The sequence below is a fragment of the Nitrospirota bacterium genome, from assembly GCA_013388455.1.
Taxonomy (GTDB): Bacteria; Nitrospirota; Thermodesulfovibrionia; order Thermodesulfovibrionales; family SM23-35; genus JACAFF01.
The window spans coordinates 33015-52511 of record JACAFF010000031.1; the positions used below are offsets into that span (position 1 = coordinate 33015).

The window sequence follows — 19497 nt, forward strand, 5'->3', positions numbered from 1 at the left end:
TGACATTTTAAAAATTAAAAATAAGTCATTTCAATAAGAACCTATCTCAAAATAGGGTTCGCTTATAAGCTATCATTATTTATAGTCTACATAAGTTATTTATAATCTCCATACGTTATAATTAGTACATAATGCCAAAGTTTGTAGTTCATGAACATCATGCAACCCATCTGCATTTTGATTTCAGGCTTGAGATGGATGGAGTTTTGAAATCGTGGGCTGTTCCTAAAGGTCCTTCGATGAATCCAAAGGACAAAAGGCTTGCAATAATGGTGGAAGACCATGTGCTCGAATATGTCTCTTATGAAGGTATTATTCCGGATGGTCAGTATGGTTCAGGAGTTGTAGTAATCTGGGACAGCGGTGAGTATACTTTACTTAAAGGTGGTATCAGGGAGGGAAGATTAGAAATTCATCTTAAGGGCAGGAAGCTAAAGGGCGCATTCACATTAATAAAAATGTCAGGGAAGCAGAAAGAATGGCTCATTATAAAGATGAAAGATCAATTTGCGCAGTCTGATTTTGTAATGAAAACAGTGCTGAATCCAGAATTAAAGAAAAAATTAAATATGTATCCTGATGGGAGAGGATGATTACTCCTGTATCCTTTGAATAGATATTATTCTGTTAAGGCTTAATTGCAAGGAGAGCATAAACCGAAGAAAAGCCTGCAACTCCTTAAAAAATGGTACCCCCTGCAGGAATTGAACCTGCGACACCAGGTTTAGGAAACCTGTGCTCTATCCTACTGAGCTAAGGGGGCACAAGAGTTTGCAGTTAATTATAACATCCATTATCATTATAGTTAAATAGGAGTTAAATAGGGACACATCCCACATTTTATTTTTGTTCTTTTTTTCTTGGTCTTCTTGGCAACTTTAAGCTAAATCTCCTATCAAGTTTCTTTTCCAGCTCTCTTATAAATGTTTCACTACCAAGAGGTCTGCCTGTTCTTGTGGAGTACCTTAATTTATTCTTTTCTTCTTCTGGAATACCTACTCTGATAAATTCTATATAGTCTTTTTTCTGTCCTTTTTCAAAAAGGTCTTCACCTAATACTTTATCTCTTGCAACCCTTTACTTGAGCCCTTGCACTTGAATATGGAAAATCTTCCTCCTTTTTTACTATCCTTGCTTGTATGGGTTTTTGTTCAATCTACCTTACCACTGCCCACAAATACTTTTCTTTATTTACTATGCAGGAATGGTATCTGTTTTCCCATAACCGAACTGTTCTTCTGTATTTCCTGTTTATATACTGTGTGTAACACTCTGTATCATCTTATATAATGATTCTTGTTCTTTCGGTCTTGTTAGCAAGTGAACATGATTTCTGATGAGACAATATGCAAGGATTGGCGATTTCCATTTATCTGTATATTTTTTAAGTAATGATAAATATTGCTCCCTGTCTTTTTTATCAAAAAAGACCTTCTCTTTTTATTGTTCTCTCTGGATAACATGATGTGAAAAACCTGTTGCAACTGCTATTGCGAATAACTACTCTATTGCCAAGAAATATGGGATGTGTCCCTAATAAGACCCTAATAGCTCAAAGGCTTTGTTTACAGCATCAACTGCATTTTCAGCGTGAATGACACCATTTATATCCCATGTCTTTATGCCTACTACTGGTTTGCCCATTTGAAGTGCAAATGCAATCTCTGAAAGTGTTCCGTATTCACCACCTACAGCAATAAGGGCATCTGCTGAACGAGCTATAATAACATTTCTTCCTATGCCTAATCCGGTTGCTATAGGAATATCTATATAAGGATTCACTTCTTTTGTATCATTCTGAGGAAGGATGCCCACTGTTATCCCACCCTGAGATTTTGCACCTTTTGAAGCAGACTCCATGACACCGATTAGTCCACCGCATATTAAGATTGCTCCTCTCAAAGCAATCAATTTTCCAACTTCTTCTGCTTCTTTAAGAAGACTTTTCCCAACTTTTCTTCCCCCTATAACAGCAATAATTTTTTTCATAAAATAATCCTTCCTTACTTACGCTTTATTCAACCTGGTCGAGAGTGATGTTAACCTGCATTTCTTACCTTGATAGGTATCTTTGGTCTCGAGATTTCTTACGATAGCGTTTAAAATCTCCTGTTTGCTTTTATACCATTGCGGAGCTATAAGAATATTATCAGACGCTGTGGAAAAAAGCCTCTCTAATACTATATGGGGGGAAAGTCTTTCTATAAAATCAATGAGAAAATCTAGGTACTCTTCATATTCAAATAAATGGAAAGGGCTATCTCTGTATATGAACTCAAGCGGTGTATCCTTAATCACTTGAAGATGGTGTATCTTTAAGAAATCTATCGGTAGCTGGGAAATCTCATCTGCCATTAAAAGCATTTCTTCTCTGGTCTCAGTGGGTAAACCGACGATGAGGTGAGCACCGATGAATATATTCCTGCCTTTTGTAAGTTCTATAGCCTTTAAGAAAGTTCTGTAATCATGTCCACGATTTATAAATTTAAGAGATTTGTCATACATTGATTGCATGCCGTATTCAATAAGTATAAAGTAATCTTTCGATAGTGATTCAAGAAGTGATATCTTTTCCTCATCTATACAGTCTGGCCTTGTGCCTATCGTGAGCCCGATTACAGAATCTCTGGATAGGGCTTCTCTGTATAGATGCTCTAATTTTTTCACCGGCGCATATGTGTTCGTAAAAGGTTGGAAGTAAACAAGAAATAGTGACGCATTATATCGTTTCCGCATATATGAAATGCCATCTTCTATTTGTTTGCTGATTGATATTGTTGGTCTGCAATAATCAGGCTTAAAACTGTTATTATTGCAATAAATACAACCAGAATTACTTAATCTACCATCTCTGTTGGGACAATTAAATCCTGCATCTACGATCACTTTATAAACGTTTGCGTTGAAACGTTTTTTCATATATGAGCCAAAAGAATTATATCGCATTGACATAGTTAATTATTGATTTTTAATTGTGAATCTGTCAAATTAGCTATATTTTGAAATATTATTTCAATTTTCTATAAATTTCATCCCAGTTTTTAACAGTTTCTGCACCTTCGATTTCTCTGAAACTGAATGATTTAGGTTTGAATTTTTCTGCTGATTCTATGACTTGTTCACTACCGATAACCGCCCAGATCTTCAGCCCCTTTTCTCTTATCTCGTTAAACACTGAGCCCTGATTCCATTGAATTACAGGTAAATCTGGGAACCCATTGTCTTTAAGCCAGGTCTTGGATAGATTTATATTCATAAGCCCTGTTTGAAGAAATATAATGTGAAACTTTTTTGATAATAGGCTGATAGCCTTCTGACTTCCATCTCGCGGTTTTTTTGAAAAAAGTCCTTCGAATAAACCGTGCTCTAAATCGATGAATATAATACGCGCTCCTTTTTTCACAGAAAGAAGTGACCCTCTGTTTTCTTCTTTACCCGATTTTACAGTTATTCGATATAGCCCTGTTTTTAAAGGAATAAATTGCTTGTATGCATATCCGTCTCCGCCTGAAAGGCTTTTCCCGATGGAGTTACCATTTACAATGAACTCAACAATCTCTCCGCCGCGTCTGAGAATCTTCCCTTTTGTCTCAGCGCTGATCATTGTTACTTCGCCTTTGAGAGCGATTGTGTCATGAACGGTTATTTCTGAAAAAGTCGTTCCAGGAAAGATGAACAATAAAAAGACAAAACTAATCGATGCTAATATCAGCATTCCTCTCACTCAGAGACAGTATAACCCTTCAACCTCTCGGCATACTCTTTCAAACGTTTGTCTACAAAATAGTTTACTGTTCCCTCCGGGTATGTGTCGTCAGCAAGCCTCTCACCTGCATGAACTCCTGTGAGGATCTCTATGCCTTCGTCAATACTTTTTACTGCATATATATGAAAGGCCCTTTTATTAATTGCCTGTATGACATCCTCACGAAGCATCAGATGTCGAATATTGAAGTGTGGAATCATGACACCTTGTTTGCCTGTGAGTCCTTTTTCCTTACAAACATCAAAGAACCCTTCAATTTTGTGGTTTACTCCCCCAATAGGTTGAACCTCCCCCTTTTGGTTTACAGAACCAGTGACAGCGATATACTGTTTAATGGGTAGTCCTGAGAGACTTGAAAGGATTGCATAAAGTTCAGTTGAAGAGGCACTATCTCCTTCTACTCCTGAATATGACTGTTCAAAACAGATACTTGCTGAAAGAGATAATGGTTTGTCTTGCGCATATTTCCATCCGAGATAGCCTGAGAGGATGAGCACACCTTTGTCATGGATTCGACCACTGAGCTGGGATTCCCTTTCTATATTGATTACTCCACGCTTTCCTAAAAATGTTTTTGCTGTTATGCGGTTAGGACGGCCAAAACTGAATATCCCAAAGTCATAAACAGAAAGTCCGTTCACCTGACCGACTACTTCACCATCAACATCTACCATTATAGTCCCTTCCAAAATCATCTTACGAATATGCTCGGCTATAAGGTCAAGTCTGTGAATTTTTTCTCTAATCGCCTTTTCAACATGCTCTCCTTTGATTATCTGGCTTTGAGAAACTCTTGCCCAGTGATCTGATTCAATAATCAAATCCTTGATCGGACCGAATCTTGCAGATAATTTTTCCTGATCACCTGCTGTCCTTACTGCATGTTCTATTATCTTTGCAACACCACAACGGTCAAATGGCAACAGTTTCTCATCTTTGCAGCATGAACTTATAAAACACGCATATGCCTTTATATTGTAAGCTGTTTTTTCCATCTGGGAATCGAAATCAGCCTTCACCTTGAACATCTCCCAGAAATCTTCATCATACATTGTCAGGAGTTGATATATCGAATCATCCCCCATAACAATAATTTTGAACTCTACAGGCATTGGTTGAGTTCTCATTCCCTGCGGTGTTATGAAACCCATTTGTTCCCATGGGTCTTCAACACGTATCTCCTTTGTCTTTATAACCCTCTTCAGTCCCTCCCAGACACCTGCATTCATAAGAACATCCCGTATATTTAATAATAAATAGCCTCCGTTTGCGAGATGGACAGCACCTGACTTAATCATGGTATGGTCGCTCATATATGTCCCCATAATTGCTTTTCTTTCTATCCTCCCAAACATATTAAACCAGTTTGGATTAGGCTCAAAAATGATTGGAGGCCCTACTGTCGAACTATTGTCAACAAATACATTAACCTTATAGGCTATAAAAGGATCACCATGTCCAATCGGAAAGCTGGACGGCTGAAAATCAGGAGAAACCTGTTGGAATAAGTCTAATCTTGAAAGAGTGTATTTTTTTACTTCTTCAAGAAAATGCAATATTTCAGGGTATTCTCTGTATTTTGCAATAATCTCTTCAAAAGGATTTGCAATTGCAAACTCACCAGCTTTCTGGTCTAACTCCCTCATTTTTTCACTTATTTCCTTTTCAATTTCACGCAACCTTGTATAAGTCTCTTCGACCTTTCTCATCATTTCCAGACGTTTTGCCTCTATCGCATCTTTTTCGTCTTTTTGCAGAGACAGAAAATCTTCTCGTGATAATGGCTTTCCATCTACCAATGGAATTACAATAGCACCACTTGGAGAAAGTTGAACCATAAGGTTTTTTGTTTTTGCTATATTTTCCAGTTCATCCATAGCATTCTGGTACAGGCGCTGATGCTCTTCCATAATGTCCTGTTTTCTCTTGTTATGCTGTTCGCTTCCAAAAGTCTTGGGTATCTCTTCCTTTAACCTCTTGAGCAATCTTTCCATATGGTTTTGGAAATCTTTCCCACCGCCCTGCAACAATTTCAGGATTTTTGGCTGGTCAGGATCAGAAAAATTATATACATAACACCAGTCGTAAGAATGATACTTGGTTCCCTTTTCTTTCTTTTCAATAAGAAATCTTTTAAGCATCTCCTTTACAGTTGTTGCCTTCCCTGTGCCAGTAAGGCCTGTTAAAAAAAGATTATATCCAGCCCTTTCAAGAGAAAGCCCAAATTTAATAGCATCTATTGCTCTATCCTGTCCAATAAAATCCCTTAGTGGCTGAATATCTTCTGTACAGGCAAACTGCAACATATTTTCCGGACATATCCAGCGAAGTTTTTCTGCAGGGACAGAGTATTTTTCAGTATTAATAAATTCCCCCATGTTTAGCTCCTTTTTTATTTAATCAAAGATTGAACTTATTATATCATGTCACTGTTTTCTAAAATAATTCTTTGAAGGCAAGTTTATTCAATATCCGCAGCAAAATAAACTACCCATTGATATCCACCTTTGCCAAAGGGAAGTAGAATGGAAAAAATATCCCTTCATATGATATACATAAAATTAAAACCAGAAAGGAAAAGATTGAAAGAAAAAAGAAAAAATATTACTCAAAGGGATAGTTATAAAATACTCACTTCGTTATTTGACACTACCACAGATTTTTTATATTTACTCGATGAACGGGGGACTATTTTAAAAGTCAATAGAGCTGTATTAAACCGAACGGGATATACAGAAGAAGAGATACTCGGTTTGAGCATCGAAAAAATTTTTAGCCCTGCATCACAGGAAATTTTTGCACAAAAATTTCCTGTGCTTCTAAAAAATAAAGTTAATAGTGAAGAAGTAGATATAGTTTGTAAAAATGGTGAGATTGTTAATGTTCTTTGCACAGGGTCAATTGTCTGTGATGATTATGGTGATATTATATACATCATTGTTTATCAGAAAGATATAACTAACCTGAAGCGCTCTGAGGAAAAACTTCGACAGATGGATAAGATAAAGCTGCTCGGACAGCTTGCTGCTGGTGTTGCCCATGAGGTCCGAAATCCATTGAACTCAATACTGGCAATTACAGAAGCCTTATTCCAGGATATCGGGGATAATCCAGAATATAAAATTTTCCTTGAGCATATAAAAAAACAGGTCGATCGTTTATCAAAATTAATGAATGATTTATTAGATCTTGCAAGACCGATATACCCATCAAATTTTCATAAAGAGTCTCTGTATACAATTTGCAAGGCTGCAATAAATTTATTTAAAGAGGAGGGTGTTTCACAGAAACATAAAATAAATTTATTTCTGTCTCCTGAAAAGACCTTTCCAGAGGTAATGGCAGACAGTTCTCGATTACAGCAGGCTTTTCTCAATCTGTTGAAGAATTCTTGTCAGAATAGTCCTGAAGATGAAGAAATCGAATTTATTTTGTCATTACATGATAGAAAATTTGTTAAAATATTTATTGTTGATCATGGGATCGGAATTCCAATTGAAAATCTTCAAAATGTATTCGATCCATTTTTTACAACTCAGAAGGGCTCTTATGGTCTGGGGCTCAGTCTAACTAAACATATCATTGAATCTCATGGAGGTGAAATTTTGATATATAATAACAATCCACCTCCGGGGTGTACTGTTGAAATTATGTTACCTATTGCTAATGAGGAGATAAAATGAATCCGAAGATTCTTATTATTGATGACGAAGAAAGCACGAGGTTCGGATTATCAAGGTATCTTTCAAAGGTTGGCTATATAGTTCAGGATGCTGATACCCTATCAAAATCAAAGGAAGCAGTTTCATCTCAACGGTTTGATGCTATTATTTTAGATCTTAATCTACCGGACGGCAATGGCCTTGACTGGATACCAGAATTAAGGGAAATCCATCCAGATGTAGCACTTGTCATTATAACAGGATATGGTGATATCCCTGTTGCAGTTGAAGCGATGAGACGTGGTGCTGATAATTTTCTTACCAAGCCAGTAAATATGGCAGACCTTGATGTTTTTCTCAGAAAAAGTCTTGAGATAGGTAATCTAAGACGAAAACACCTAACCACTCAGCGTTTGATGAGAAAAGATCAGCCGTATTTTGGAGAAAGTTCAGTCATGAAAAAAGTTATGAATATGATATCCCTCGCATCTGAAAATGAGTCTCCAGTTGTGTTGCTTGGTGAGACAGGCTCCGGGAAAGGGTTTTTAGCAAAATGGTTACACGATCATAGTCCACGATATTCTGGCCCTTTTGTTGAATTAAATTGCTCAAACCTCAGAGGAGACTTACTTGCGAGTGAACTTTTCGGTCACGCTAAGGGATCGTTTACTTCTGCTGTTCATGACAAACAGGGATTGATCGAGGTAGCAGACGGTGGAACACTTTTTCTCGATGAGATTAGTGATATGGATTTAGGAGTTCAGGCACAATTTCTTAAAGTTGTTGAGGAAAAACAATACCGTCGTCTTGGTGAAGTTAAAATGAGGACGAGCGATTTCAGGCTTATATGTGCTACAAATCATGATCTTGTTGAAGAGATAAAAAATGGCAGATTTAGGAAAGACTTATATTTTCGGATTAATGTCCTGCCAATAACAATACCTCCTCTAAGGGAAAGGCCAGAAGATATTCCGGGATTTGTCCGCAAGATTTTGACAAATTTAGGGCATAATGATACTGAAGTCCCAGATGAAATTATTCAGATGCTAAAAAACTATCCATGGCCCGGCAATATCCGAGAATTAAGAAATGTTCTGGAAAGAGCAATTCTTCTTTCACAGGGTAAAACTCTTTCAACAGAACATTTTCCTGGTTTAGAACCATGCTATTTCATATCAGAAAAAAATAAAAGACTCAGTAATCTTGATAATATTGAGGAAAATCATATAAGAGCTATAGTCAAACAATTTAATGGTGATACTCGCAAGGCATCTGAAGCATTGGGAATCTCAAGGGCAACATTATACAGGAAATTAAAAAAATTTCAGAAAAAATAATTTATATCCTTTATAGAATTGTAACTTTTAATGATATTCTAATCTCCTAATATAAAAAACGTTCCATCTCATAATTCTCATTTTTAATAATCATTTTCAACAAAAGTGAAATTTTATTTATCAAAATTTAACGATAGCTAAAAAACCTTTTATTATTCTTTATTTCTGGAGACAGATATTTTCTGGCATTTATTTTGCTCTATTTGTATTATTTAAGAACTGACAATTAATTATGGCTAAAACAAGGCAGAAAAAGAGTCACATACTTCTTGTGGATGATGAAAAAGCACTTCTGTTGGCTTTTAAAAAATTTCTTCAGAGTCCAAAGATTAATGTTGACACAGCGGAAACATTTAATGAAGTTAAATCTATGTTAGAAAAAAAAGTATATGATGTCATCATCACAGATCTCAGACTTACAGGAACTTCTAAAGAAGAAGGTCTAAATATTATTAATATGACAAAGGAAAAAAATCCTGAAACGCAGGTTATTCTACTTACAGCATATGGGAATCAGGAAATAATGGAGAAGGCATATCAATTAGGAGCTGCATATTATTTTGAAAAACCAGTTTCAGTGAACGTTTTAAAAGAAGCTCTCATGAATTTGGGGGTTATGTAAAAGCATTTAAGAAAATAAGCTTAACCCAAATAATGCATACATTACTCGAAAATTTCTTTGTATTGACGAATTTATTAAATTATTCAGATTCTAATTGCATTTTCGGGTTAAACTGTAATTAACAGCGAGATTGCTTCGTTGCACTTTCAATGACATTTCTTTATTTCTTTTTGTTATACTTTCTAACAAAAATTTCTCTGCTTGTTATAAATGAAATATGTGTAAATTTTGTTTTGACCATGAAGAATGCTTTTAAAAAAGAACTTTTCAAAATTGCAAAGGACATCAAAATTCTTATCCTTGATGTAGACGGAGTGCTTACTGATGGAAGTATTATTCTTGACAATAAAGATAATGAATTAAAGTGTTTCCATGTGCGTGATGGACATGGAATAAAAATGCTATTGAGGCATGACATAGTTGTTGCGCTTATTACAGGTAGGTATTCAGAGGTAGTGAAAAGAAGAGCAAAGGAGCTTGGGATCAAAGACGTTTTTCAGAAATGCTATGACAAAACAAAAGCTTATAATAGGATAGTAAAAAAATATGCTATAGGCGACCATCAGATTGCATATGTTGGAGATGATATTGTAGACATACCATTATTAAAAAAATGTGGTTTTCCTATTACTGTTTCAGATGCAGATAAACATGTTAAATCTTTTGTAAAAATGGTCACAAAGAACAGAGGTGGCAGAGGTGCTGTTAGAGAGGTATGTGATTTAATTTTGAAAGCAAAAAATCTATGGGAAAATATTATCAGTGAGTACTCTAAAATTTAATCTTCCGACTTTACTCACACTTAGCAGAATAATTTTGATTCCAGTTTTTTTATTCACCGTTTACCAGCATCCTGTCTTTGGTGCATTTATATTCATTATAGCTTCAATAACAGACTTTCTTGACGGCTACCTTGCAAGACGTTCTGGTGAAGTAACAAAATTCGGCATAATTCTCGATCCGATTGCTGATAAATTCCTTGTTATATCTGCACTGATCGTCCTTGTAGAAATGGAACGACTTCAGGCATGGATAGCTATTATAATCATTGTAAGAGAATTTCTTGTTACCGGTTTGAGAGTCGTTGCACTTTCAAAGGATATAATTATCCCGGCTGAAACTGGAGGAAAGATAAAAACCACTCTTCAAATAACTGCGATCATCTGTCTGATTCTTATGAAAAGCATTGTGAATATACATCTCTATGATATTGGTATAATTCTTATATGGATCGCAATGGTTCTATCCATAGTATCAGGAGTTAAATATACTATATCTTTCTGGAAAAAGATCTAAAAAATGGATATGATTAGAATTATCATATTGTTGTTTGTATCTTTTATTATTGGTTCAATTCCTTTTGGTATAATAATAGCAAAGGCCAAAGGTGTTGATTTAAAGAAGGTTGGAAGTGGAAATATAGGTGCAACAAATGTTTTACGGTCTTTAGGAAAATGGCCAGCAATATTAACACTTATAGGAGACATCCTTAAGGGTACTTTGGTAATCGCGATAGGCAGATATCTGGAGGTTGGAGCATTTTACGAAGGTCTAATGGGAATTTCTGCGATTCTTGGACATAATTTTTCTCTCTTCTTGAGTTTTACAGGAGGCAAAGGGGTTGCAACAAGCATTGGTGTTCTTATTTTTTATATCCCCGAGGTAGCTATCATCACAATTCTTCTCTGGTTATTCGTTGTTTTTATTTCAAGGTATTCATCTCTTGGAGCACTTTTGTCTTTTGGGCTTCTGCCAATCAATATTCTTATTTTCGATGATAAAAAGAAATTGATTATCGGTATTATGATTGCTATCCTTATATTTATAAGGCATCGAGATAATATACAGAGGCTTTTGAAAGGCACAGAAAGGAGAATTGGGCAGAGGGGATGAAAAAAATTATCTTCTTTTTTTTCATCTGCATTATTATTTTTCCCCATTTATGTTCAGGTGAAATTTCACATGAAGAACAACTCAATAAAGGGATAAAAAATTCTGAACCATATTCATACCTCCTGATAGAAAAATCAAGGACGAATTCTACAGAAGCGAAGTCTCTCCTTGAAAAGTCATTACATTATTCTCCTGATCTTCCGGCTGTTTATTTTGAATTATCAAAAGCAAGTTTTCACTTAAATACTGATGGAATTTTCGAATCTATTGATTATATTATACAGGGCATATCTGCCTATAAGAGAAACTTCTGGTGGATGTTCTCATTGGTTACGTCTCTGTATGTTAGTCTTATTTTTTCATTTTTAATTTCAATCCTCGTAATTATTATTATAAGACTTCCAAAAGATATATCGTTGGTATCCCATGATATAAAAGAAGAAAAATCTAAAATTTTACTACTGTTTATTCTGATATTTGCCATTTTCGGTCCTCTTTACGTATTAGGTGGTTTACTTATATTGATCAGCTTTTATATGAAAAAATGGGATCGGCTGGTTGCTTATTTTTATCTTCTTTTTCTTTTAGCAGCAATCTGGATTTTCGATATTTTTTCAATCGGATTTATTGCGCCTGCCTCAGGTGATGTTAAGGCTGTTATCCAGGTCAACGAATCAAAAGGAAATAGTTATGCAATTTCGGTTCTGCAAAATAAGAATAATCCAATTGAACTCTTTTCATATGCTCTTGCATTGAAACGAGAAGGACATTATAGTGAGGCAATAAATATATATAATAAAGTTCTTAATCAGAAAACTGATCCCAAAACTTATAATAATCTTGCAAATTGTTATACTATTATTGGCGATTTCGAAAAGGCAAAGGAATTATATCAAAAATCAATTGAGTTGGTCCCCTTAGCAAGCACCTTATATAATCTCAGTCAGGTTTACAGAGAGACATTAAATTTTGAAAAAGGCGACAAATATTTCGTCGAGGCACAAAAACTTGACCGTGAAGCAGTTTCACGTTTCAGAGAAATATTTAGCAGAAATCCTAATAGATTTGTTATTGATGAAGTAATTCCTATGCAGACTCTCATGGAATATACTTTGGGCAAAGCAACTGGTTCTTTTACTATGGGTTTATCCATTGCGCCTGCTTCATTTATGCCAGTGATAGCAATCGTAATGGCAGTTATTTTTTATATTATAACAGGCCGTTTCAGAAACAGGGCTTACAGGTGTAACAGATGTGGAAAAATTCTCTGCATAAAATGTGAAAAACATATACACTGGGGGAATATGTGTTCTCAATGTTACAGATCAATTATAAAGCTTGATGAACTTGAATCTAAAGAAAGAATCGCAAGGCTACTTAAAGTCTATGAGTTCAGAAAGAAAAAAAGAGAGATTATTAAAATATTAACACTAATTATTCCTGGTTCAGGTCAAATTTATGCAGGGGATTTGCTGAATGGGATTTTATTCCTATGGCCATTTTTGTTCTTTCTGTTTATACCTATAACAGGTAAAATATTCAATATAGAAATGTTCAATTTTTCACACTTCTGGTTAAATATTATTTCTATCTTTCTCTTAATTTTAGTCTATTTCTTATCAAATATTATAACAAGACGGAGGCTTTCAAAAGGTTGGCTTTAGAAGGATCATTAAAAGATTTTGGTCTTGCTGATATTCTTCAGCTGATATTTTTTCAGCGAAAGACGGGCGTCCTGATTATTGAAGGCAGAATGGATAGAATAAGGCTTCTATTTATTGATGGTAATATTGTAGGGGCTGAGTCCAAGAGAAGGATTGAAGCAAATCGTCTTGGAAAAGTACTCGTCAAAAAAGGGCTTCTTGATGAAAAAGATTTACAGGAAGTGCTTAACGAACAAAAAAACACGAATGTCAAGCTTGGTAATTTACTTATAAGAAAAGGTCTTGCCAACAAAGAGACTATAGAGGATATAATCACACAGCAAATTAAAGAGACAGTAATTCAGATATTCAGTTGGAAAGAAGGCACCTATGAATTCAATCCACAAGCAGTTCCCCTTGATAAAGACTTACCTATAAAACTTGATACACAGCATCTTCTTATGGAGGGACTAAGAATTGTTGATGAATGGACTCTAATTGAGGGCAAGATAACACTTGAAAGTGTTTTTATTAGAAAGTCATTACCGGTTGAGGATTTGTCAGAAGAAGAAAGAGAAATTCTTGATCTGGTTGATGGAGAAAATGATGTGAGCACAATTATAGATATCACTGCTAAAGACGACTTTTCTGTTTCAAAGACACTCGTTTCCCTGATGGAAAAAGGCATTATAGAATTAAAAGAAGCCTTGCCTTTTGTTGCTGAAGAGCTCCCTTTAAAATCTGAAAAAATAAATTTCCTTTACCGTTTTCTTCCTGCATCTGCTATCGTAATATCAATAATTCTTGCAATAAGTTCAATTTTATTTACAACAGGAGATGTATTCAAGACATTTTCTGCATCTAAAACTATAAGCGATATCAGGTTCCGCGTTGAAGCATATAAGTTTGAATACAATTCATACCCTGATACAATTGATGTGATAAATAAAAAACCAGACCCTTGGGGAAATTCCTTTCTGTACGAGCAGAGTGGCTATTCATTTATCGTTATGAGTTTAGGTGCTGATGGTATAAAAGGAACAGCGGACGATATTTATTAACCCAAAAGTGCAATTGAATAATGCAGATGTTGTGAAAAAAATATTTTTATCCATAAAACGAATAAAATAAATCCGATAATTCATCGAGTTAAAGAAATTTTTGAGCAATGTCTGCATTATTCGGGTTAATATTAATATAAATAAAAGTGAAAGACAAAAAGGCTGTAATTCTCCTTAGTGGTGGTATTGATTCCGCAACAACCCTTTTATTGGCTAAATCTGAAGGATATGAGTTATTTACACTGAGTTTTGACTACAATCAGAGACACAAGAGGGAACTCGAGTCTGCACAAATGATTGCATCTACTATCGGGGTCAAAAAACATCTTATTATCCATTTCGATTTGAGAGAAATAGGCGGTTCTGCATTGACTTCTGAGGTAGAAGTTCCAAGCTTCAAATTTCATCCTTCATCCTTTATTCCTGTTACCTACGTTCCTGCCAGGAATACCATATTTCTCTCTTTTGCACTTGCATGGGCTGAGGTATTGGAAGTAGAAAGCATATTTATTGGCGCTAATGCAGTAGATTATAGTGGATATCCTGACTGCAGGCCAGAATATATAAAAGCTTTCGAAGATATGGCAAATCTTGCAACAAAAGCATCTGTTTTAGGAAAATTAAAATTTTCAATTATTGCACCTCTTATCAATTTGAAAAAATCTGAAATTATAAAGACCGGGATAAAACTCGGATTAAATTATGCCTTAACCTGGAGTTGTTATGACCCTCAACCTGCTATCGCAGGAGTTCAAGGTTCAAGGTTCAAAGTTCAGATTAATAAAGAAAATAAGACAAAACTCAAAACGCAGAAATTAAAACTTATCCCTTGCGGCAGATGTGACAGTTGCGTTTTAAGAGCAAGAGGATTTAAAGAGGCTGGCATAGAAGATCCACTGATAATAGAATGATCAAACTAAGGGGCCATCATCTCATCTGCCTCCATTTTTTCCATGGTGAAGGATACAATTCTAAGTTTGTTGAAAATTTGCGACTAATAATAAAGAGTGCTGAAACTGGAGAAAAGATAGAAATATGCACAGAGGCTGATGATGTGTGCAGAATATGCCCATATATGAAAGACAATATGTGTTTTTATAATAAAGATGCTGAACCTGAGATAATAGAGATGGATAGAAAGGCGGTCAAATTATTAGGGTTTAGAATTAAAGAGCAGGTTAAGTGGATAGATATAAAGGAAAAGATTCCAGAGATATTTAAGGAATGGTGGAAGGAATATTGTAAAAAGTGCGACTGGAGATGGGCATGTGAGTATGAAGAAAATTTTATTAGATTGATAAATGAAAAAACTGAAAATAAATTTTGATGAACTCCAGAAGGCGATGGAGGATATTTCCAGAGATTCTTTTGATTATTACTTGGATACAGAAACAGGAGAGATAATCGCTCTTTCTGAAGAACTTATCAATGAAGCTAAAATTAGGCTATATGATGATGAATCTGATGAGATAGATGAAGATATTGAATATATAGAATATGATGTAGTGCCTGATGTGCCAGATTGGATAATTGATGAAGTTGAACTTGCACTTGAAGTTTTACTTGATGAAAGTGGACGATATATCCGCATCTCTGAGAGAACCTCAGACAGAGCATATCAGTGCATGTCAGAATTTATCAGTACAATCAAAGATTCTGTGCTTAAAGAAAACCTTTTGCAGGCTTTGAATGGGAAAGGTGCATTCAGAAAGTTCAAGGATATTCTCCTAGATTTTCCAAAGGAGAGAAAAAGATGGCATGGCTTTAATGCAAAGTGTATGAAGAAAGAGATAATAGAATGGCTTATGTCAATAGGGATAGAGCCTATATCTTAGCCTTTTTGTGCCTGTTTCTTTATTCAAGACCCATTTTTTTCAGTGCCTCAGTTGCTGTATCACTTTGTTTAGGAGCTTCATCAGGCAGATAAAGCATCACCCCACCTCTTACAGGTCTGATAATAATCTTTCCTTCCTGTGCAAGCCTATTAGTTACTTCGACTGGATTTTCTCCATCAAAATATTTTTTGAAAGCACTATTGAACCCTGAATATACAGAATGAATACCTTTATAACCTTCTCTCCTCAAACTTATAATTGCTTTTTTAACAAATTCCTCGTGACTTAATCTCTCCGACATATTTTTCTCCTTTCCTTTTGAGATTATTTATTATTTCTGACAGACTCTGATTCAAGCATATTTAAATTTCTCGGGGTTTGATCAATCTGTTCAACCACTGATATTTCTGAAGCACTTGTAATTCCGAGCTCACGGAATCTTCTGACCGAAGGCAGTACCCTTGTTTCTAATGATGCAACAGCTTTGTTGTATGCACCTATGGCCTTTTCAAGATTTACCCCTATATTTTCAAAATGCTGAATAAGAATATTCATTCTTTCATATAACTGCCTTCCTAAATCACTTATCACCTGAGCATTCTTTGTGAGTTGTTCCTGTCTCCATCCATATGCTATAGCTCTCAAGAGGGCAATAAAAGTAGTAGGTGTAGCAATAATAACTCGTTTTTTTATACCATCTTCTATCAGATTATTGTCAACTTCAAGTGCAGAACTGAGAAAAGATTCTCCTGGAATAAAAAGAACAACGAATTCAGGTGATTTCTGAAACTGGCTCCAGTATTCCTTCGATGAAAGTTTGTTCATATGGGTCCTAACCTGTTGCGCATGTTTTTCCATCTTTATCTTTCTTTCATCTTCTGTTTGAGCAGAAACAGCATCGAGATATGCTTCAAGAGATACCTTTGAATCAACAACTATCTCCCTCTCCATTGGTAAATGTACAATCATGTCAGGCCTTATTCTCCCCTTCTCTGTATCAATTGAATACTGTTCTGTAAAATCACAGTGTATTGACATACCTGAAAGTTCTGCAACCCGTTTAAGCTGCATCTCCCCCCATCTTCCTCTAACCTGAGGTTTTCGCAAGGCTGAAACAAGATTGCTCGTCTCCTTTTGTAGGTTTTCATGGGTTGAAGCGAGCGATCTTAATTGTTGTTCAAGACTGCCGTAAGCCTTATGCCTGTTTTCTTCAATCTGCCTGAACTGTTCTTCATACCTCTTGAGCATATCATGTAGAGGTTTTATCATGCCATCCATTGCTGCTTGATGCTCACCTAGTTTGCCTTTTGTATCAGTCACAACCTTCCCGAGATGTTCAGAGGCAAGTCTTAAGAAATCTTCACTGCTACTCTTTAAGGCGGCAGATGAGAGTGCATTAAATGTATCAGCCATTTCTGTCTTCATTAATTCGATGAGTGCTTTTTGTTCTTCAAAGCTCTTTTTCGCTTCATCAAGTCTGGTGAGGGATTCAACTTTTACCTTCCGTTCTGCATCAAGTTCATTTCTTATTTGCATGATTTCAGATTCTCTCTGCTGAATCTGTTGCCTTAATTCTTCGGTCCTAGCTTCTGCACTACTTGCACGTTTCTCTATCACGCTAATTTTTTCTGCATAGTCTCTCTGTAAACGGGAAGATGCTATAAACCATGCGATAATCCCACCAATTATTGCACCGACAATAAAATATAAAAATATTTCCATGTCTATCTCCTCTTAACCTTATATTATTTATATCATTTCATATACCCAAATTCTTCCGCCATTCCTTATCACATCAGTCCTTTTTACAAGACGTTTTTTATGAAGATTTAAAAGCCTTGTCCCGCTTGTGTTCATCTCAATTCCGAGTGCCTCGGATAGCTCCTTTGCTGTTATCGACCTTTTTTTAAAGATAAAATCAAGTGTAAGCCTGAGATAGTTATTAAGTTCACCGATAAGGAGTTTTTTACCATTAACTTCTGCCATAACTGCAAGCCCTTTCCTCTCAAGTGCAACCTCTATATTTTCCTTCTGGTTTTCATTAAGACCTGTAAGAATTATATATTTATTGCCATATTCACCGCTCAATAAACGCGAAATTAGCTTCGCTACTATCTCATCAGCACATGAGTAATCAATTATTCCTACATTTGAAAAATCAAGAGCTATTATCGCACCATTCTTTTCTTTTTTAATATTTATCTCTATTTGATCCCTGATAATCTTGCCTGTCTGTCTTATCACAAGGTCATGTGAGCCATTTTGAAGTTTTTTCTTAAGTAGTTTATAGAGGTCGTATTTAGTCATGGTATAACTTGTTTGAATTAAAAATCCTCCTCAAGAAGCTGCCACTCTGCATAATCTTTTTTTCTTTCAGCAAGCTTTTTCCCTTTTAATGTAACTTTCTTTATTACAGGATGTGTCTTAACTGTGATATAAGCCCTTACAAGATTAGCAACCGTGGCTTCCTGAAAAACAAACTCTGTTCTGTCTTGAAGGACTATTGTAGTCCTTAAATGTTTATGTCCCTTAGGAATCTCAACAGTTAATTCTTTTATGTCTTCGTTATGTATGATCATTTCCTTATATCGCTCGAGTTACATAATTTTTTGAGATGTCGCTTATGTTGATTAATCATCACACATATATTCAATTGATTCAATTGAAACATATAATAGCTTTTTTGTCAACCAAAAAATGCAATTAAAATATGCCCAAATCCAGCGATAAAGAGGTGTCATTCCGAGCGGAGCGAGAAATCTCGTTGTTTAAGAAAAGATTGCCACTCATCTTTCAGGTGCTCGCAATGACACATATAGCAAGGGATTACGTTGCTTATTGCTGGATTTGAGATACTGATAATTTAACAATTACATCGACTTAAAGAAATTTTCGAGCAATGTCTGTATCATTTAGGTTAAAAGCTTGATTTCTTCGCTTATAGGAAAATATCTTTAATCCACGATGAGGTTTTCTGCTCTTAAATCCCCGATAACCACTGTAACTTTATTACCATGTTTGATAAATTTGCCTGGGTTTGCAAAAAAAATGAAATATGTTCTGTTAGCCTGTATCTGGTTTGTTGTTCGTAAGGCGCCAACTTTTGGTGGACTTGGAACGATAAATTTTGCACCACTTTTCTGATCAACGAGGTAAGGCTTTATTTTGCGGTCAAACAGATATTTCGCCTTCTCAGAGTTGATTACACGATAGCGAAAGTCGAGCATATAACCTGCAGCCGATAATCTTATGCCTTCAATTATTATCCCCCATCTTTCTTCTATGCTTTCTTCTGGTTTGGTTATGTTTTTACCTTTTGTTTCATTGAAGGTAGCACAACCGTTTGATATTAACATTGTAAGCCAAATGGACATAAACAGAATAACGTGGCATCTTCGAGGAATAGGAATAGTTTTATGCTGATATGTCTGCATTTTTCGAGTTAAATTTTTTTGCTATAGTTACCGGTTTTTTCAAATATTGTTTCAAAACGTTTAAGATAAACTCATGCTTCATAACATAATCGAAGCATGAGATATCTTTACGTCTATGTCTAACCTATTGCACAATCATAAACGGATTACTTATGTTGGTAATCGTTGGATTGCTGGTACTGGTGACCCTTATTGTGTAATTTCCGGGTAACTGATTAAAAGGGATACGCCAGAGATAAGAACC

21 protein-coding genes, 1 tRNA gene and 1 pseudogene are annotated in these 19497 nt (G+C 35.5%); 12 read left to right on the top strand and 11 right to left on the bottom strand.

Annotated elements, in window-relative coordinates:
• The first annotated feature begins 131 nt into the window (after positions 1 to 131).
• Complete coding sequence (locus tag HXY53_07670; protein NWF76428.1) at positions 132 to 593, top strand: 3'-phosphoesterase; 462 nt, start codon at positions 132 to 134, stop codon at positions 591 to 593.
• A gap of 93 nt (positions 594 to 686) precedes the next feature.
• Here HXY53_07670 and HXY53_07675 read toward each other — a convergent pair.
• The 6 genes and pseudogenes from HXY53_07675 to HXY53_07700 all read right to left on the bottom strand — a co-directional run bounded on the left by HXY53_07675 (position 687) and on the right by HXY53_07700 (position 6144).
• Positions 687 to 763, bottom strand: a tRNA-Arg gene (locus HXY53_07675).
• A 488-nt stretch (positions 764 to 1251) separates the two neighbouring features.
• Positions 1252 to 1434 (bottom strand): annotated as a pseudogene (locus tag HXY53_07680) (transposase).
• Between the two features lie 99 nt (positions 1435 to 1533).
• Positions 1534 to 1989, bottom strand: coding sequence for a TIGR00725 family protein (locus HXY53_07685; protein NWF76429.1), 456 nt, complete (start codon positions 1987 to 1989; stop codon positions 1534 to 1536).
• Between the two features lie 18 nt (positions 1990 to 2007).
• On the bottom strand, positions 2008 to 2919 hold the full coding sequence (locus tag HXY53_07690; GenBank protein ID NWF76430.1) for a TIGR01212 family radical SAM protein: 912 nt from the start codon (positions 2917 to 2919) through the stop codon (positions 2008 to 2010).
• 88 nt (positions 2920 to 3007) lie between these two features.
• On the bottom strand, positions 3008 to 3715 hold the full coding sequence (locus HXY53_07695) for a hypothetical protein (GenBank protein ID NWF76431.1): 708 nt from the start codon (positions 3713 to 3715) through the stop codon (positions 3008 to 3010).
• A gap of 5 nt (positions 3716 to 3720) precedes the next feature.
• Entirely contained in the window at positions 3721 to 6144 is a 2424-nt protein-coding gene (locus HXY53_07700; GenBank protein ID NWF76432.1) for an AAA family ATPase, read from the bottom strand.
• 147 nt (positions 6145 to 6291) lie between these two features.
• Here HXY53_07700 and HXY53_07705 point away from each other — a divergent pair, with 147 nt between their 5' ends.
• The 11 genes from HXY53_07705 (at position 6292) to HXY53_07755 (ending at position 15819) form a co-directional block, all read left to right on the top strand.
• Complete coding sequence (locus tag HXY53_07705) at positions 6292 to 7449, top strand: PAS domain S-box protein (protein ID NWF76433.1); 1158 nt, start codon at positions 6292 to 6294, stop codon at positions 7447 to 7449.
• Positions 7446 to 8765: a sigma-54-dependent Fis family transcriptional regulator gene (locus tag HXY53_07710; GenBank protein ID NWF76434.1), complete on the top strand. Its 1320-nt coding sequence runs from the start codon at positions 7446 to 7448 to the stop codon at positions 8763 to 8765. The genes HXY53_07705 and HXY53_07710 overlap by 4 nt, the downstream gene beginning before the upstream one ends.
• Positions 8766 to 8997: 232 nt before the next feature.
• A complete protein-coding gene (locus HXY53_07715) occupies positions 8998 to 9387 on the top strand; it encodes a response regulator (GenBank protein ID NWF76435.1) in 390 nt (129 codons plus the stop codon).
• Positions 9388 to 9626: 239 nt separating this feature from the next.
• Positions 9627 to 10169 (top strand): HAD-IIIA family hydrolase, encoded by a 543-nt coding sequence (locus HXY53_07720; GenBank protein ID NWF76436.1) that lies wholly within the window; start codon positions 9627 to 9629, stop codon positions 10167 to 10169.
• Positions 10141 to 10683 (top strand): CDP-diacylglycerol--glycerol-3-phosphate 3-phosphatidyltransferase, encoded by a 543-nt coding sequence (gene pgsA, locus HXY53_07725; protein NWF76437.1) that lies wholly within the window; start codon positions 10141 to 10143, stop codon positions 10681 to 10683. The genes HXY53_07720 and pgsA overlap by 29 nt, the downstream gene beginning before the upstream one ends.
• 9 nt (positions 10684 to 10692) lie before the next feature.
• Complete coding sequence (plsY, locus tag HXY53_07730; protein NWF76438.1) at positions 10693 to 11280, top strand: glycerol-3-phosphate 1-O-acyltransferase PlsY; 588 nt, start codon at positions 10693 to 10695, stop codon at positions 11278 to 11280.
• A complete protein-coding gene (locus HXY53_07735) occupies positions 11277 to 12944 on the top strand; it encodes a tetratricopeptide repeat protein (GenBank protein NWF76439.1) in 1668 nt (555 codons plus the stop codon). Before plsY ends, HXY53_07735 begins: the two co-directional genes overlap by 4 nt.
• Positions 12935 to 13984 carry a DUF4388 domain-containing protein gene (locus tag HXY53_07740; protein ID NWF76440.1) on the top strand — a complete coding sequence of 350 codons (1050 nt, stop codon included), beginning with the start codon at positions 12935 to 12937 and terminating at the stop codon, positions 13982 to 13984. Before HXY53_07735 ends, HXY53_07740 begins: the two co-directional genes overlap by 10 nt.
• A gap of 146 nt (positions 13985 to 14130) precedes the next feature.
• The gene (gene queC, locus HXY53_07745; protein ID NWF76441.1) at positions 14131 to 14895 is read left to right on the top strand and encodes a 7-cyano-7-deazaguanine synthase QueC; all 765 of its coding nucleotides are present in this window, start codon (positions 14131 to 14133) and stop codon (positions 14893 to 14895) included.
• Positions 14892 to 15311 carry a DUF1284 domain-containing protein gene (locus HXY53_07750; protein ID NWF76442.1) on the top strand — a complete coding sequence of 140 codons (420 nt, stop codon included), beginning with the start codon at positions 14892 to 14894 and terminating at the stop codon, positions 15309 to 15311. Before queC ends, HXY53_07750 begins: the two co-directional genes overlap by 4 nt.
• Complete coding sequence (locus HXY53_07755) at positions 15286 to 15819, top strand: hypothetical protein (GenBank protein NWF76443.1); 534 nt, start codon at positions 15286 to 15288, stop codon at positions 15817 to 15819. The genes HXY53_07750 and HXY53_07755 overlap by 26 nt, the downstream gene beginning before the upstream one ends.
• Positions 15820 to 15838: 19 nt before the next feature.
• Here the strand turns inward: HXY53_07755 and HXY53_07760 are convergent, their stop codons facing one another.
• The 5 genes from HXY53_07760 to HXY53_07780 all read right to left on the bottom strand — a co-directional run bounded on the left by HXY53_07760 (position 15839) and on the right by HXY53_07780 (position 19175).
• On the bottom strand, positions 15839 to 16120 hold the full coding sequence (locus tag HXY53_07760; GenBank protein ID NWF76444.1) for a hypothetical protein: 282 nt from the start codon (positions 16118 to 16120) through the stop codon (positions 15839 to 15841).
• A 23-nt stretch (positions 16121 to 16143) separates the two neighbouring features.
• Positions 16144 to 17541, bottom strand: a complete 1398-nt coding sequence (rmuC, locus tag HXY53_07765; protein NWF76445.1) for a DNA recombination protein RmuC — start codon at positions 17539 to 17541, stop codon at positions 16144 to 16146.
• Positions 17542 to 17568: 27 nt separating this feature from the next.
• Entirely contained in the window at positions 17569 to 18126 is a 558-nt protein-coding gene (locus tag HXY53_07770; GenBank protein NWF76446.1) for an STAS-like domain-containing protein, read from the bottom strand.
• A gap of 17 nt (positions 18127 to 18143) precedes the next feature.
• The gene (locus tag HXY53_07775; protein NWF76447.1) at positions 18144 to 18398 is read right to left on the bottom strand and encodes a hypothetical protein; all 255 of its coding nucleotides are present in this window, start codon (positions 18396 to 18398) and stop codon (positions 18144 to 18146) included.
• A gap of 375 nt (positions 18399 to 18773) precedes the next feature.
• A complete protein-coding gene (locus tag HXY53_07780) occupies positions 18774 to 19175 on the bottom strand; it encodes a hypothetical protein (protein NWF76448.1) in 402 nt (133 codons plus the stop codon).
• Between the last annotated feature and the right edge of the window lie 322 nt (positions 19176 to 19497).

What these genes read in the sequence shown, in the direction of transcription:
- HXY53_07670 (NWF76428.1), top strand. Translation starts at nt 132, where the DNA reads ATGCCAAAGTTTGTAGTTCATGAACATCATGCAACCCATCTGCATTTT.
- HXY53_07685 (NWF76429.1), bottom strand. Translation starts at nt 1,989, where the DNA reads ATGAAAAAAATTATTGCTGTTATAGGGGGAAGAAAAGTTGGGAAAAGT.
- HXY53_07690 (NWF76430.1), bottom strand. Translation starts at nt 2,919, where the DNA reads ATGAAAAAACGTTTCAACGCAAACGTTTATAAAGTGATCGTAGATGCA.
- HXY53_07695 (NWF76431.1), bottom strand. Translation starts at nt 3,715, where the DNA reads ATGCTGATATTAGCATCGATTAGTTTTGTCTTTTTATTGTTCATCTTT.
- HXY53_07700 (NWF76432.1), bottom strand. Translation starts at nt 6,144, where the DNA reads ATGGGGGAATTTATTAATACTGAAAAATACTCTGTCCCTGCAGAAAAA.
- HXY53_07705 (NWF76433.1), top strand. Translation starts at nt 6,292, where the DNA reads ATGGAAAAAATATCCCTTCATATGATATACATAAAATTAAAACCAGAA.
- HXY53_07710 (NWF76434.1), top strand. Translation starts at nt 7,446, where the DNA reads ATGAATCCGAAGATTCTTATTATTGATGACGAAGAAAGCACGAGGTTC.
- HXY53_07715 (NWF76435.1), top strand. Translation starts at nt 8,998, where the DNA reads ATGGCTAAAACAAGGCAGAAAAAGAGTCACATACTTCTTGTGGATGAT.
- HXY53_07720 (NWF76436.1), top strand. Translation starts at nt 9,627, where the DNA reads ATGAAGAATGCTTTTAAAAAAGAACTTTTCAAAATTGCAAAGGACATC.
- plsY (NWF76438.1), top strand. Translation starts at nt 10,693, where the DNA reads ATGATTAGAATTATCATATTGTTGTTTGTATCTTTTATTATTGGTTCA.
- HXY53_07735 (NWF76439.1), top strand. Translation starts at nt 11,277, where the DNA reads ATGAAAAAAATTATCTTCTTTTTTTTCATCTGCATTATTATTTTTCCC.
- HXY53_07750 (NWF76442.1), top strand. Translation starts at nt 14,892, where the DNA reads ATGATCAAACTAAGGGGCCATCATCTCATCTGCCTCCATTTTTTCCAT.
- HXY53_07755 (NWF76443.1), top strand. Translation starts at nt 15,286, where the DNA reads ATGAAAAAACTGAAAATAAATTTTGATGAACTCCAGAAGGCGATGGAG.
- HXY53_07760 (NWF76444.1), bottom strand. Translation starts at nt 16,120, where the DNA reads ATGTCGGAGAGATTAAGTCACGAGGAATTTGTTAAAAAAGCAATTATA.
- rmuC (NWF76445.1), bottom strand. Translation starts at nt 17,541, where the DNA reads ATGGAAATATTTTTATATTTTATTGTCGGTGCAATAATTGGTGGGATT.
- HXY53_07770 (NWF76446.1), bottom strand. Translation starts at nt 18,126, where the DNA reads ATGACTAAATACGACCTCTATAAACTACTTAAGAAAAAACTTCAAAAT.
- HXY53_07775 (NWF76447.1), bottom strand. Translation starts at nt 18,398, where the DNA reads ATGATCATACATAACGAAGACATAAAAGAATTAACTGTTGAGATTCCT.
- HXY53_07780 (NWF76448.1), bottom strand. Translation starts at nt 19,175, where the DNA reads ATGTTAATATCAAACGGTTGTGCTACCTTCAATGAAACAAAAGGTAAA.